This is a genomic window from Anaerostipes sp., from assembly GCF_018381315.1.
In the GTDB taxonomy this organism is placed as follows: Bacteria; Bacillota; Clostridia; order Lachnospirales; family Lachnospiraceae; genus Anaerostipes.
On sequence record NZ_JAGZSD010000005.1, the window covers coordinates 147634 to 160883 of the forward strand.

At 45.4% G+C, this 13250-nt stretch carries 16 protein-coding genes; all 16 read right to left on the reverse strand.

Annotated elements, in window-relative coordinates; all coding sequences use genetic code 11:
- Positions 1 to 11 precede the first annotated feature (11 nt).
- The 16 genes from KH180_RS05705 to KH180_RS05780 all read right to left on the reverse strand — a co-directional run bounded on the left by KH180_RS05705 (position 12) and on the right by KH180_RS05780 (position 13095).
- The gene (locus KH180_RS05705) at positions 12 to 602 is read right to left on the reverse strand and encodes an HD domain-containing protein (RefSeq protein WP_290757634.1); all 591 of its coding nucleotides are present in this window, start codon (positions 600 to 602) and stop codon (positions 12 to 14) included.
- 8 nt (positions 603 to 610) lie between these two features.
- On the reverse strand, positions 611 to 940 hold the full coding sequence (locus KH180_RS05710; RefSeq protein ID WP_290757637.1) for a hypothetical protein: 330 nt from the start codon (positions 938 to 940) through the stop codon (positions 611 to 613).
- A gap of 1 nt (position 941) precedes the next feature.
- Positions 942 to 1397 carry a VanZ family protein gene (locus tag KH180_RS05715; protein ID WP_290757640.1) on the reverse strand — a complete coding sequence of 152 codons (456 nt, stop codon included), beginning with the start codon at positions 1395 to 1397 and terminating at the stop codon, positions 942 to 944.
- Between the two features lie 14 nt (positions 1398 to 1411).
- Positions 1412 to 2086 carry an orotate phosphoribosyltransferase gene (gene pyrE, locus KH180_RS05720; RefSeq protein WP_290757643.1) on the reverse strand — a complete coding sequence of 225 codons (675 nt, stop codon included), beginning with the start codon at positions 2084 to 2086 and terminating at the stop codon, positions 1412 to 1414.
- The gene (locus tag KH180_RS05725; protein ID WP_290757645.1) at positions 2073 to 2510 is read right to left on the reverse strand and encodes a CBS domain-containing protein; all 438 of its coding nucleotides are present in this window, start codon (positions 2508 to 2510) and stop codon (positions 2073 to 2075) included. The genes pyrE and KH180_RS05725 overlap by 14 nt, the downstream gene beginning before the upstream one ends.
- A gap of 30 nt (positions 2511 to 2540) precedes the next feature.
- Positions 2541 to 3443, reverse strand: coding sequence for a dihydroorotate dehydrogenase (locus tag KH180_RS05730; protein WP_290757648.1), 903 nt, complete (start codon positions 3441 to 3443; stop codon positions 2541 to 2543).
- Positions 3443 to 4210, reverse strand: coding sequence for a dihydroorotate dehydrogenase electron transfer subunit (locus tag KH180_RS05735; protein ID WP_290757651.1), 768 nt, complete (start codon positions 4208 to 4210; stop codon positions 3443 to 3445). The genes KH180_RS05730 and KH180_RS05735 overlap by 1 nt, the downstream gene beginning before the upstream one ends.
- A 10-nt stretch (positions 4211 to 4220) precedes the next feature.
- Positions 4221 to 5144, reverse strand: a complete 924-nt coding sequence (gene pyrF, locus KH180_RS05740; RefSeq protein ID WP_290757654.1) for an orotidine-5'-phosphate decarboxylase — start codon at positions 5142 to 5144, stop codon at positions 4221 to 4223.
- Positions 5145 to 5247: 103 nt separating this feature from the next.
- Positions 5248 to 6903: a sensor histidine kinase gene (locus tag KH180_RS05745; RefSeq protein WP_290757656.1), complete on the reverse strand. Its 1656-nt coding sequence runs from the start codon at positions 6901 to 6903 to the stop codon at positions 5248 to 5250.
- On the reverse strand, positions 6900 to 7577 hold the full coding sequence (locus KH180_RS05750) for a winged helix-turn-helix domain-containing protein (protein ID WP_290757659.1): 678 nt from the start codon (positions 7575 to 7577) through the stop codon (positions 6900 to 6902). Before KH180_RS05750 ends, KH180_RS05745 begins: the two co-directional genes overlap by 4 nt.
- Complete coding sequence (phoU, locus tag KH180_RS05755; protein WP_290757662.1) at positions 7574 to 8227, reverse strand: phosphate signaling complex protein PhoU; 654 nt, start codon at positions 8225 to 8227, stop codon at positions 7574 to 7576. The genes KH180_RS05750 and phoU overlap by 4 nt, the downstream gene beginning before the upstream one ends.
- Before the next feature lies 1 nt (position 8228).
- Complete coding sequence (pstB, locus tag KH180_RS05760; protein ID WP_290757665.1) at positions 8229 to 8981, reverse strand: phosphate ABC transporter ATP-binding protein PstB; 753 nt, start codon at positions 8979 to 8981, stop codon at positions 8229 to 8231.
- 3 nt (positions 8982 to 8984) lie between these two features.
- Positions 8985 to 9884 carry a phosphate ABC transporter permease PstA gene (gene pstA, locus KH180_RS05765; protein ID WP_290757668.1) on the reverse strand — a complete coding sequence of 300 codons (900 nt, stop codon included), beginning with the start codon at positions 9882 to 9884 and terminating at the stop codon, positions 8985 to 8987.
- Positions 9884 to 10735 (reverse strand): phosphate ABC transporter permease subunit PstC, encoded by an 852-nt coding sequence (gene pstC / locus KH180_RS05770; RefSeq protein ID WP_290757670.1) that lies wholly within the window; start codon positions 10733 to 10735, stop codon positions 9884 to 9886. The genes pstA and pstC overlap by 1 nt, the downstream gene beginning before the upstream one ends.
- Before the next feature lie 39 nt (positions 10736 to 10774).
- Entirely contained in the window at positions 10775 to 11665 is an 891-nt protein-coding gene (locus KH180_RS05775; RefSeq protein ID WP_290757673.1) for a substrate-binding domain-containing protein, read from the reverse strand.
- A gap of 266 nt (positions 11666 to 11931) precedes the next feature.
- Complete coding sequence (locus tag KH180_RS05780; protein WP_290757675.1) at positions 11932 to 13095, reverse strand: hypothetical protein; 1164 nt, start codon at positions 13093 to 13095, stop codon at positions 11932 to 11934.
- Positions 13096 to 13250 lie beyond the last annotated feature (155 nt).

Here is a 13250-nt window from a genome sequence, read left to right on the forward strand (position 1 = left end):
ATTCATCCACGTTACAAGCTCCTTTTAATATTTCCTTTTTTTATATTTTCCTCAAAAACTTCCTGAATATACTCCCAAAGTACATCTGATCCCTGGCTGGTGTACCCGTTTTTGCTCATAATCTGGTCAATGTTTACATCATGCTCTCTCCAGGCTTTCCCGTCTGTTGCATCATTTAAAAGAACAGGCTGGATCCGGTCCAGAGTGTTGGCAAACTTAGATTCCGGCGTCTTTCTGTCTTCAAATTCCATCCAAAGTCCAAACAGCTCCTCTGCCTGGTCCTCCGGAAGAATATGAAAAATCCTCTCGGCTGCCTTCTTCTCCCTGGCTGCCTTTGTTCCGTTTCCAGCCTCGTCATACAGATAAGTATCTCCGGCATCAATTTCTACAAGATCATGAATCAGGACCATCTTGATAACCTGGAGTACATCCACAGGCTCCGTGGAATATTCAGAAAGAAAAACTGCCATCAATGCCAGATGCCAGGAATGCTCTGCATCATTTTCTTTTCTTTCTCCATTTGTAAGATTTGTCTGACGGATAATATCTTTGAGCTTGTCCACTTCTATGATAAAATCGATCTGTTTCTGTAATCGTTCCATACTGCCTCCTAAATTAATCCAATCAGAAATATAGCCGCAGAAAACAGAAGAACTGCCCCGTTGGTGATACTTCCAACCACCTTCCAAATTCTCATAGATGCCGTGTCATGGTAACTTCTGACTGCAAGCATCATTCCAAAGACTGACATCCCAAATAAAACCCACGCAGCTGCGCCGATCAACAGGCCTCCGTTCCCTCCAGCCCGGAAGGAAGCACCCACTAAGATCAGATAGCCAAAAATTCCGATTGCCCCGAGAATACTGGAAACCGCTGACTCTCTGGATACAACATGATCTGACGGACGGTAGGCCTGGCGCTTCTTTTTATTAACCCTCATGTTACCTCCTCCGGTATATGGTGACGGAAATCTTATAAATAATATAGCCGATCAGTCCGCCCACTGTGTTTAACAATAAATCATCCACATCAAAAACCCCCACCTTAAAAATAAACTGGCAGCTTTCGATGATAAAACTGAATGCAAATGTTCCCGCCACAACTTTGATAAAGCCCCGCTTTTTCTCCGTCATGACAGGAAGCAGAAATCCAAACGGACAGAACGCAAAAATATTGCCCGCCAGATTTGTAATAAATGCCTCCGGCGTCAGCAGAGACCGGTACATCCAGAACCGTTTAATCTCTTTAAACAGAACCAGATTCACATGGGATGTCTCATACCCTGTCTCTCTTCCGTAACGCTCGCTCAGCAGCACAAAATAAAAAATTAATATGATATACAAACAAAACAAAATCCGGCAGCCTAATCTGGCTGCCTTTTTCTTTTTCTTCGTCACAAATAAGCCCTTCTTTATTGAACGCCATACTGTTCATAGTATGCGTCAATAGCAGTCTTTAATGTATCATCAATGATAACTTTTCCTTTGTACGGTTTATTATACAGATGTTCCACAACCTCCTGCATCGTCACAATCGCTGTAGTTTCCAGTCCGTAATTTTCACGGATCTCTTCCAGGGCACTCTTGGTTCCCTGTCCGCGCTCCATGCGGTCCACCGAAACTACAAGTCCCAGCACATCCACATCTCCCTGTGCTTTTACAATAGGCAGTGTTTCCTGGATGGAGGTTCCGGCTGTTGTCACATCTTCAATGATTACCACTTTATCTCCGTCCTCAATAGGGCTTCCGAGCAGAATTCCTGTGTCTCCGTGATCCTTTACTTCTTTTCTGTTGGCACAATATTTAATATCTTTTCCATACTCTTCTGAAATCGCAATCGCAGCTGCTACACTCAGAGGAATTCCCTTATATGCAGGCCCGAACAGAACATCAAAATCAAATCCAAACTTTGCTTCAATGGCCTTTGCATAATAGGTTCCCAGCTTCTTTAACTGTGCTCCGGTACGATAAAATCCTGTATTGACAAAGAACGGTGTGTTCCTTCCGCTTTTTGTAACAAAATCTCCGAATTTCAATACATTGCAGTCAATCATAAATTCGATAAACTCTTTTTTATACTGTTCCATTGTGTTCCTCCTTATGTTCCGCCTTCTGATATTCTCTATAATAAAATTCAATTACATCTTTTCTCGTGACAATGCCGATGAACCTCTGTTCGTCATCAATGACCGGCACAAAATTCTGATCTTTGATCACGTCCACAAGATCGTCCATATCTGTATTGACTGTCACCGGACGGTTATCCCGTCTCCGTTCCATATCCCTTAAAAAAATGAGCTCCGCCTTTTCAAGGTCAAATCTGGCCTCATCCATCATCGCCCAGAGAAGGTCCCCCTCTGTCACTGTCCCCACATATCTGCCGTCCCCGGTCAGAACAGGAACCGCAGAATACCCGTGGTATTTCATTTTCTCCAGCGCCTGCCTCAGCGTATAGTCCTCCGGCAGATATGAAACATTCTCTTTTGGCGTCAAGAAAAACAATATGTTCATGCTGACCTCACTTCCGTCATCTTTTGCAGTTTATTTTACACATCCGATCAGTTCTTTTATATCTTCAATACCATGATCTTTCATGTAAGCCCCGATCCCGTCAATCACCTTAACCGTAGCACGAGGATCTGTAAAATTGGCTGTTCCCACAGCTACTGCAGTTGCTCCTGCCATGATAAACTCAAGGGCATCCTCCGCAGTGAGGATTCCCCCCATCCCGATCACCGGAACCTTTACCGTACTGCATACTTCGTATACCATGCGCACAGCTACCGGCTTAATCGCCGGTCCGGAAAGGCCCCCGGTTTTATTGGCCAGAAGAAAATCTCTCTTTTCAATATCTATCTTCATTCCTGTAAGAGTATTGATCAGAGACAGTGCATCGCTGCCCGCTGCCTCTGCTGCTTTTGCCATCTCTCTAATATCCGTCACATTCGGACTAAGCTTCATAATAATCGGCTGCTTTGCCTTTTCTTTCACAGCCTTTGTGATCTCATACAGTGCTTTCGGATCCTGTCCAAAAGCGATTCCTCCCTCTTTTACATTAGGGCAGGAAACATTGATCTCCAAAAGGTCTGCCGGCTGATCCGAAAGCCGTTCCACCACCTCAATGTATTCCTCTGCAGTCTTTCCGCAGACATTGACAATCACTGTGGCCCCCGCCTTCTTTAAAAAGGGCAGATCTCTTTCGATCATCACATCCACTCCCGGATTCTGAAGCCCTACTGCATTGAGCATGCCTCCATAGGTCTCTGCCACTCTCGGAGTCGGATTGCCCGGCCACGGCACATTGGCAACACCTTTTGTGGTCACTGCCCCAAGGCTGGACAGATCAACAAATTCACTGTATTCTTCCCCGGAGCCAAATGTTCCGGAGCCTGTTGTCACCGGATTCTTCAAGGAAACTCCGGCGATCTCTACTGCAAGATTCATCAGATCTCCACCTCCTCTGCATCAAATACCGGCCCGTCTTTGCAGACACGTTTATTGCGGACATGGGTATGGCCGTCCACTTCCTTTGAATTGCACACACAGGCAAGGCATGCCCCGATACCGCACGCCATTCTCTCCTCCAGAGAGATCTGGGCTTTGATCCCCTTTTCCCGGGCATATGCTTTGACACCTCTGAGCATAGGCGTTGGTCCGCAGGCATAGATCACCGCCCCTTCGACTTCCTGTTCTCTGGCCGCATCAATGACATTGCCTTTTGTACCTAAAGAACCGTCTTCTGTGGAGACATATACACTGCCCCAGGGTTCAAATTCCTCTTTCAGAAACGTATCCTGATCCCGGTACCCAAGCACAATACTTTTCTCACAGTCCAGCTGCTTTGCCAGCTCCAGCATCGGAGGAATCCCGATACCTCCCCCGATCAGAATTGCTTTTTCTTTCTTCTTCTCAAATCCTCTTCCCAGAGGTCCCAGAACCTGAATCTTTGTCCCCGCCTCATAGGTGCTTAAAAGCTCAGTTCCGCCTCCTGCAATGCGGTAGACAATCCTGATTCTTCCCTGCTCCCTGTCAATGCCGCAGATGCTGATCGGCCTCGGCAGAAGCCTGCTTCCGTCGTTGACGTAAACGGACACAAACTGTCCGGCTTCCGCCTCAGAGGCCATGTCTCCTACGCTTAATACCATATCGTATATGTCCGCGGAAAGCTTTTTCTGGCTGATGATCTCAGCCTCTATGTTCTGTTTTCCCATATTCTGCTCCTTATTTCACAAATGCCTTCTTTAAGTCTTCTTTCATATCCAACACTGCCTGCCTGGATGCATCCGCATAGTTCTCTGCCCCAAACCGGCTGTACTGGTCCTGTTTGTATGCACAGATAATTCCTCTGGAAGAATTGATAACAGCTCCCAGCCCATCCTCGTTAAAGAACGGGGCCAAATCCTCGGCTTTTCCTCCCTGTGCTCCGTATCCCGGAACCAAAATATAGTTTTTCGGCATAATTTTACGAAGGATCTCTCCCATTTTCGGATAAGTTGCGCCTACCACAGCTCCGATATAACTGTAGTCCTCTCCCATATGGCTTTCGCCCCAAACGGCCACTTTTTCTGCCACCAGTTCATATAACGGCTTTCCGTTCACCAGCTGGTCCTGGAATTCTCCGCTGGAAGGGTTGGATGTCTTTACCAAAATAAAGAGGCCTTTCTTTTCCTCCTTACACACATCAATAAACGGAAGAATGCCGTCACTGCCAAGATATGGGTTTACCGTCAGGAAATCCTCATCAAACCCTCTGTATTTCTTACTGCCTACCTGTACCTGCCCCGCATGTCCCACTGCATAGGCTTCCGAGGTAGAACCGATATCTCCCCTCTTAATATCTCCGATAACCACAAGCCCTTTGCTTTTCGCATATTCACAAGTTTTGTAAAATGCAGCCAGTCCTTCCACGCCAAACTGCTCGTACATGGCGATCTGCGGCTTTACTGCCGGAATCAGGTCATACGTGCTGTCAATGATTCCTTTATTATACTGCCAGATAGCTTCTCCGGCCCCTTTTAGAGTCTCCCCGAATTCGTCAAATGCTGCTTTCTTTATCTGTTCAGGCACATAATCAAGCATCGGGTCCAGTCCGACCACAATCGGTGCATCCAGTTGTTTTATCTTCTTTACTAATTCATTGATCATGTTGTTTCTCCTTTACTCGTTAAAAAGGTACATATTTATCTGAAATCATACCATAAAAAGAGAAAGAAAAAAAGAGACTATCAAAAAGACAGTCTCTTTTGTATTAAAAAATTACAGCGATTTTTGTTCCCCGGCCAACTTCACTTTCCACTTGAATCCTGGCATTGTGGTATTTTGCCCCGTGTTTTACGATGGAAAGCCCAAGTCCTGTGCCTTCCCTCTCACTGGAATGACTCTTGTCTCCGCGGTAAAACCGCTCAAATACCCGCTCCTCATCCTCCGGCGCAATTCCAATGCCGTCATCTTCCACAATGAGTGTGGGCCGGCCTTCCATGCTGGCCGCAGTTACAATAACATGCCCTCCGCTGTCATTATACTTCACTGCATTTTCCACAAGATTATAAAGCATTTCATACAGCATCTGCCGGACACCGGATACTTGGGAAGGGGCTCCGAGAACCTGGATATCAATCCCTGCCTCAGCTGCTTTCATAGAAAGAGAATTTTTAATTTCCAGGGCCAGCTGGTAGATATCCACATTTTCTTTTTCCTGAGCAATTTTGTTTTCATCCAGCCTGGAAAGCTTGATAATCCCCTCTATCATGGAGATCAGCCTTTTGGCCTCTGTGTAAATCTTTTCAGAAAACCTTCCGATATCTTCCTGCTTCACAAACCCGTCCTTCATCAATTCTGCATATCCCGAAATGGTCGTCAGCGGTGTTTTGAGCTCATGGGATACGTTGGCTGAAAATTCTCTTCTCAGCTCTTCCCTTTCTTCTTTTTCTGTAACATCAATCATCATCAGCACCGCTCCTTTAACTGCGCCGGATACTGTCACCGGATTCGCCATCAGAAGATATTTCCGCTCATGAAATTCCATCACTTCTTCTGAAGACTCTCCATCCAGAGCCATCTCCACCGCACTGCGGAACTCATGGCTTCGGTTGATGGACAAAACATTCTGATTGCTGCACTGATCTTTGTCAATATCCAAAATCCTCAGCGCACTTGTATTATACGAGAGAACAACAGATTTCTTATTCAGAACAAGAAAACCTTCGCTCATGTTTTCAGTAATTGTCGTAAACTCAATCTGTTTTTCCTTGATCTCTTTTATTTTTTCCTCGATCGCTTCATTCTGTCTGTGAATCCTCACCAGCAAAGGCGCAAGTTCGTCATAAGTATTCTCATTCTCCGGATGCTCCAGATTAATCCGGTTAATCGGCTCGATGATCCTTCCTGTGAGAAGTCTGGAAAGAGCCAGGGCAAGTACAAACACAACTGCCATCATCAGGATCAGTGCCGGAAGAATGCCTTCCACCTGATTCAGAATGGTCTGTGTCTCTCTGCTGAGTCGTAATACACTGCCGTCGGAAAGCCTTACCGCGTAGTAATATGTCTGCTTGTTCAGTGTCCTGGAAACCCTGGTGCTCTCCCCCGCACCATTTGTCCTGGCTTCTTTGAACTCTTTTCTGTTTTTATGGCTGCCCATCGTCTTTTCTTTTCCTGTACTGTCATACAAAACCCGTCCGCCGGAAGATATCAGAGTGATCCTGCTGATCGTAATATCCTTATAGGCATCCAGACTCTGATTCTCATGCTGGTTCAGGGATTCAGCCATATACCCTGCCTCGTTCTGAATTCCTTCTTTTACCTGTGACATATATCTGCTGTATGCTACCGCAGATAAAAACACTGTGGTACAGATTACTGTAATCAGGGCAATGTAGGACATGTTTTTAAAGATTTTGTTCTTCATTCACTGCCTCCGATACGGTATCCGATCCCCCTTACGGTCTCAATCATGGCTCCGCACTCTCCCAGTTTCTGGCGCAGGGTACGGATATGGACATCCACTGTCCGTGTCTCCCCGTCAAAATCATATCCCCATATATTTGTGAGAAGCTGATCCCTGGTAAGCACATTGCCTTTGCTCTCCAAAAGCATACAAAGCAGGCGAAACTCTTTGTAAGTAAGTTCAACCTTTTCCCCGTCTGCCAGCACCTTATGCTTGCCTACGTGAATATAGAGATTTCCTGCTGAAAGTTCTTCCCGCGGTTCTTCTTTTTTTACCCGTCTGAGCACTGCCTTGATCCTGGATACCAGTTCCATCATGCCGAACGGCTTTGTAATATAGTCATCCGCTCCGCTGTCCAGCCCCAGTACCTTGTCATATTCTGCTCCCTTTGCAGTCATCATAATCACAGGGATATGCCTTGCCTCCGGATTGCTCCGGATCTTTCTCAAAATGCTGATGCCGTCTTCTCCCGGAAGCATAATGTCCAAAAGCACCAGCTCAGGGATCTTCCCTGAAGAAAGATCCTTAAAAAAACTGATGCCGCTTTCATATCCCTTTGCGTCAAATCCTGTACTCTGAAGAGTGTAGATAACAAGCTCACGTATGTTTGCATCATCCTCAACGATATAAATCACAGACTTCCTCCTTTATATTCCCCGGTTATAGAGAATTCCACCCATTCAGCAATATTGCTGGCGTGGTCGCCGATCCGCTCAAAATATTTAGCGATCATAACAATGGCAACACAGGCTTCTCCTTTCTCCGGGTCCTGATGGATCAAAGAGATCACTTCTTTTTTTACTTTGGAGAACAGTTCATCTACCTCATCGTCCGCTTTGATCACATCATTTGCGGCGTCCAGGTCTTTTTTCACAAAGGAATCCACCGCCTTGGTCACCATGGCAATAGTCTTTGAAGCCATCATCAGCACATGGGTATGGTCATTCATCACAGCCACAACATCACTCTTTTTTACAATGCCTGCAATGTCCACAGCCTGATCCCCGATCCGTTCCATATCAGAAACCATTTTAAGCACTGCGGAGATTACCCTCAAATCTCCTGCCACCGGCTGCTGCTGCAGAAGCAGCTTCATGCAGCGTCTCTCAATGTCCCGTTCTTTTTGATTTATCTCTTCCTCCAGATCATAAATCCGAAAGATCATCTCTTTGCTCTTTGTGTCTACCAGCTTCCCTGCCAGATGAATCATATCTTCGCAGAGGGCACCCATCTCGATCATTTCAATATTCAGCTGGCTAAGCTGTCTGTCAAACCGATTTCTCATATCAACCAAACCTTCCTGTAATATAGTCTTCTGTTCTTTGATCTTTCGGCATGGAAAACAGTTTATCAGACTTTCCATACTCTACTACCTCCCCTAAAAGGAAAAATGCGGTCTTGTCGGAAATGCGGACAGCCTGTTGCATATTATGGGTCACCATAATGATAGTATACTTGGATTTCAATTCTGCCGCAAGGTCCTCGATCTTTGAGGTAGAGATCGGGTCCAGTGCAGAAGTTGGCTCATCCATCAAAAGCACCTCCGGCTCCACTGCCAAGGCCCTGGCAATACAGAGTCTCTGCTGCTGTCCTCCGGAAAGACCCAAAGCACTTTTTTTCAGCCGGTCTTTTAATTCATCCCAGATTGCCGCATTTCTCAAGGACTTTTCCACGATCTCATCCAGCTGTGCCTTGTTCCTGACTCCATGTGTTCTCGGCCCGTAGGCTACATTGTCATAGACACTCATAGGAAACGGATTCGGTTTCTGAAATACCATGCCTACCCGTTTTCTCAGAAGGTTAATATCCATATTCCCATAAATATCTTCCCCGTCCAAGGTAACCTTTCCTGTAATTTTGCATCCTTCCACCAGATCGTTCATCCGGTTCAGAGATTTTAAAAGTGTGGACTTTCCGCAGCCGGAAGGACCGATAAATGCTGTAATCTCATTTGGAGAAATATCCAGGTTGATTGCTTTGAGCGCTTTAAAATCCCCGTAATATAAATCCAGATCCTGTACTTTGATTTTTGATTCCATGTTCTATCCTTTCGTAATCCGCTTGGCAATAAACGTAGACACTGCGTTGATTAAAATCACCACTAAGAGCAGAACCACTGCCGTGGCATAAGACTGATTGATGTGGAGCCCTTCGCTGGACAGGGCATACATATGAACAGATAATGTCCTGCCAGACCCCATCACATTGGACGGAATCTCCGCCACTGTTCCTGCTGTATACATTAAAGCTGCAGTCTCTCCCACAATTCTTCCCACTGCCAGAATAACTCCTGAGAGAATCCCCGGCACTGCAGACGGAAGTACAATCTTAAAGACTGTTCTGAGTTTCCCTGCGCCCAGGCCGAAACTTCCTTCCCTGAAAGAATCCGGAACAGATTTTAATGCCTCTTCGCTGGTCCTCATCACAGCCGGCAGTATCATAATCGCCAGCGTTGCAGCTCCTGATAAAATCGAAAGCCCCCATTTTAAAGTTGTGACAAAAAACAGCATTCCGAACAGTCCGTACACGATGGACGGAATTCCTGAAAGTGTCTCAGCTGTAATCCTGACAATTCCAACAAATTTATTTCCTTTCCTTGCATATTCCACAAGATAGATGGCAGAAAAGATCCCCAGCGGCACTGCCAGAAGCAGTGCAAGAACTGTCATGCTGACGGTGTTGATCATAGCCGGAAACAGCGACACATTTGTAGATGTATATTTCAGTGAAAACAAATCCTTGGTCAGATACGGAACCCCGTGGATTAAAATATATCCGATCAGGTAAATCAGGATTCCTGCTGTAAAAATTGCAGATGCCAGGACAAGCAGGTATAAAAGCAGAGAAAGGGGTGTCCTTTTGTAAGAAAAGAAGCGCTGCTTCCGGCTTACCCTGTTCACCGGTTTGATGCTGCCCATTGGCTTTGCTGTCGTTGCTTCCATCAGAATTCCTCCTTACGTTTTAATGCAGAAAAAGAAAGGTTGATCAGCAGGATGAATACAAACAGTACAACAGCGGTAGCAATCAGTGCTTCCCGGTGCAGGTCTGTGGCATATCCCATTTCCAATACGATATTGGCAGTCAGAGTCCTGACTCCCTTGTAAAGTTCCATCGGCATCCTGGCCTGGTTTCCTGCAACCATGACAACTGCCATGGTCTCGCCTATGGCACGTCCGATACCCAGTACAACTCCGGCAAGAATACCCGATTTAGCCGCCGGCAGAACTGTAAAAAATACACTGCGTTCATGGCTTGCTCCCAGAGCCAGCGCCCCTTCGTAATAATGATCCGGCACTGCACGGATGGCACTCTCTGATACCCCGATAATCGTCGGCAGGATCATGATTCCTAAAAGGAATGAGGCGGTCAGAATGCTGTTTCCGTTTCCTCCGAATATATTTCTGAACATCGGAACCATAACAACCATCCCGAAGAAGCCATAAACTACAGATGGAATCCCTGCTAAAAGCTCAACTGCCGGTTTTAAAATCTTATAAAGCTTCCTGCTGCAGAATTTAGCCATAAAAACTGCCGTGAAAATACCGATCGGCACACCTACAATAATGGCTCCTGCCGTGATGTAAAGACTTCCAAGGATCATTGGGAAGATGCCAAAGAGTCCGTTCTTTGGCATCCATCTCTCCCCGGCCAAAAACTCTGCCGGTCCGATTTTCCCAATAGCGGGAAGTCCGTTCATGAACAGAAAAGCACAGATCAGTATGACTGCCAGTATGGAAGTACAGGCTGCGGCAAGAAATACGCCTTTCATGATTTTTTCTTTGTACTGTTTCATCTTCATTTCCCCACTAATTCTTTTTTGCAGTATACCGTCCTACTTCACATCGCCCCATGAAGTCACATTGCCTGTAAAAATCTCCTTGATCTGGCTGCTCTTCAGTTCGGAAACATCGTTTTTCTTGTTTACAACCACTGCGATTCCATCCTGTGCAATGACAGTCGGTTCCACACCCTTCTTTGTCTCGCTGTCGGCAAGCTCTCTGGATGCCATACCGATATCACATACTCCGTCAATTGTTGAGGTGACGCCAGTTGTTGAATCACTCTGCTGTACTTCGATTTTTACATCTTTATTGAGAGCTGTATAAGCCTCTTTTAATTTTTCCATTACAGGAGTCACGGAAGAAGAACCTGCTACTACAATCTTTCCTTTTGCTCCGGAAGCCTTATATGCTGGTGCCTTGTCATCGACCGTTATATATCCGTTGTCTGCCACTACTTTCTGTCCTTCTTTGCTCATAATAAACTTCATAAAGTCTTTTGACTGTGAGGACAGTTTTTTCTTATTTGTTATAATATTAAACGGACGCACAATCTTATAAGTCTTGTTCTTTACATTTTCTGTACTCGGCTCTGCTCCGTCAATTTTTAACGCCTTTACTGTATCATTGAGTGAACCTAAGGATATGTATCCGATGGCTGCCTCATTTTCAGATACGGTTGTCATCATGACGGAAGTAGAATTTGTAATCATTGCTTCCGTTGTCGTATTATCTATCTTATTTCCGTCGCTGTCTTTTTCTTCAATGCCAAAGAGTTCTATAAAAGCCCCTCTGGTACCGGAGCCATCTTCTCTGGATACGACTGTGATATCCTCACCCGCTGCTTTTTTACTTTCATCTTTACTTCCGCAGCCGGCCAATAAACTGGTTGCTGCTACTGCTGTCAGCAGAACACTTAAAATCCTTTTCCTCATCTTTCTCATATATAATCTCCTTTTGGCTGTTCATCGCTACATGTCATATCTTACTTGCCCAATGTAAAATTCAAAAGATAAGTTGTGTTAAATCTGAGTAAAATTTCACAGACAGCTCATGGAAATTTAACACTCAGACCCTCGCTGCAATAGAATAATTTCTCTGCGCATCCTGCACGGAGTGTTTTTTATTTCATGGGACACACTTTCCCATGAAATGAAAAAAGAACCTATGATGTATCATAGATTCTTTTTCATAGATTCCGTATTTCGGATCAGTACTGGTAAAGCCAGTATGACCCGTTCGCCTGTTTTCCGGATTTTGAAACTTTAATATAATAAGTGCCTTTGCTGCCCTTAAAACTGAACCTCTTGATCTTCTCTCCGGACAAAGTCAGGGACTTTACCGGCTTTTTCCTGCCTTTTTTGTAAACCGTAAACTTGATTTTTCCGGAATTCATATAAGTTTCTGCTTCCACGGAAATCTTTTTCCTCTTTTTCGGCACTGATATACGATACCATCTGGATGCTTTTTCTGTCACTGTGTACAAATCATACTGTTCCCGGAATCTTTTTAAAGTTCTGGCCTTCTTCTTTTGGGTTTTATATCCGGACTTTATATAAGTCTTGATGACACAGAGAGAATAGCCCTGGTCTTTTCCTGATTTGGCCGCTATCCTGTAGGAGCCTTTTTTCAGTCCATAGACAACGGTTCCTGTTTCACTGCTGAAATAGGACTTCTGCTGCCGGCCGATGTTCTTCCAGCGTCCCTTTTCTTTTCTCTGAATAAAAAAGGTTACCGGTTTTGTCTGTTTTATGACCGGGGATGCCGTTATATCTGCAGTTCCCCGCTTTGCCATATGGAAGGTGTGATACGTATACTTTCCCTGGCCGCTCTGGATATAGGATGTCTCATTGGATAAATTACGGGGATCATCCTTGATGACAAACGGCGCAATGAAGACCGTACTGTAATCGGCGGGCAGTCTTACATAATAAGTGCCGGGCTTAGCCTTCAGCATTACGGCTCCGTCCGGAATCCTGCTGCCTGCAGGCCGCTTCCTGCCGTCCAGAAGCGTAGGCACAGGTGCTTTCTCATCCTCTTGGAGATATAAAAGGATCAGGCTTCCCGCTTCTCTCACTCTAAGCTCAATCAGCCTGTCAGGATGATCTTTCGGGTAGGACTGGGTAAACGTGTACATTCCGTCTCCATACATCAAATACATAGACGCTTCATCCATGCTGGCAAACCGGCCTGCATCCATGAAGCTTTCGTCCATGCCTGAAGTTCTGGCACGTCTGCCGGCTCCAATATCTGCCGCAATACTGTCTGCATTCTTAATGTTTCCGGCATAAACGGCTGCCGGAAATCCAATAAGTTCCGTACATAAAACAACAGCGACAATGATACTTGTAAAACAGATACCGTATCTTTTCATAAGACACCCCTCCTTCGTATCTGCCCTGTCAAAGCGGCTTAATATGACTCTTTCCATATGGTCTTAATTCAGCTTTCAGCACATCCTGCTGAAAGAAGAAAAACCAATATCCCTTTAAATGCAAGTCCTGCAGACTGTCCGGAATGGACATCATA

What these genes read in the sequence shown, in the direction of transcription:
- KH180_RS05780 (WP_290757675.1), bottom strand. Translation starts at nt 13,095, where the DNA reads ATGAAAAGATACGGTATCTGTTTTACAAGTATCATTGTCGCTGTTGTT.
- KH180_RS05735 (WP_290757651.1), bottom strand. Translation starts at nt 4,210, where the DNA reads ATGGGAAAACAGAACATAGAGGCTGAGATCATCAGCCAGAAAAAGCTT.
- KH180_RS05775 (WP_290757673.1), bottom strand. Translation starts at nt 11,665, where the DNA reads ATGAGAAAGATGAGGAAAAGGATTTTAAGTGTTCTGCTGACAGCAGTA.
- phoU (WP_290757662.1), bottom strand. Translation starts at nt 8,227, where the DNA reads ATGAGAAATCGGTTTGACAGACAGCTTAGCCAGCTGAATATTGAAATG.
- KH180_RS05730 (WP_290757648.1), bottom strand. Translation starts at nt 3,443, where the DNA reads ATGAATCTTGCAGTAGAGATCGCCGGAGTTTCCTTGAAGAATCCGGTG.
- pstC (WP_290757670.1), bottom strand. Translation starts at nt 10,735, where the DNA reads ATGAAACAGTACAAAGAAAAAATCATGAAAGGCGTATTTCTTGCCGCA.
- pstA (WP_290757668.1), bottom strand. Translation starts at nt 9,884, where the DNA reads ATGGAAGCAACGACAGCAAAGCCAATGGGCAGCATCAAACCGGTGAAC.
- pyrE (WP_290757643.1), bottom strand. Translation starts at nt 2,086, where the DNA reads ATGGAACAGTATAAAAAAGAGTTTATCGAATTTATGATTGACTGCAAT.
- pstB (WP_290757665.1), bottom strand. Translation starts at nt 8,981, where the DNA reads ATGGAATCAAAAATCAAAGTACAGGATCTGGATTTATATTACGGGGAT.
- KH180_RS05745 (WP_290757656.1), bottom strand. Translation starts at nt 6,903, where the DNA reads ATGAAGAACAAAATCTTTAAAAACATGTCCTACATTGCCCTGATTACA.
- pyrF (WP_290757654.1), bottom strand. Translation starts at nt 5,144, where the DNA reads ATGATCAATGAATTAGTAAAGAAGATAAAACAACTGGATGCACCGATT.
- KH180_RS05725 (WP_290757645.1), bottom strand. Translation starts at nt 2,510, where the DNA reads ATGAACATATTGTTTTTCTTGACGCCAAAAGAGAATGTTTCATATCTG.
- KH180_RS05705 (WP_290757634.1), bottom strand. Translation starts at nt 602, where the DNA reads ATGGAACGATTACAGAAACAGATCGATTTTATCATAGAAGTGGACAAG.
- KH180_RS05710 (WP_290757637.1), bottom strand. Translation starts at nt 940, where the DNA reads ATGAGGGTTAATAAAAAGAAGCGCCAGGCCTACCGTCCGTCAGATCAT.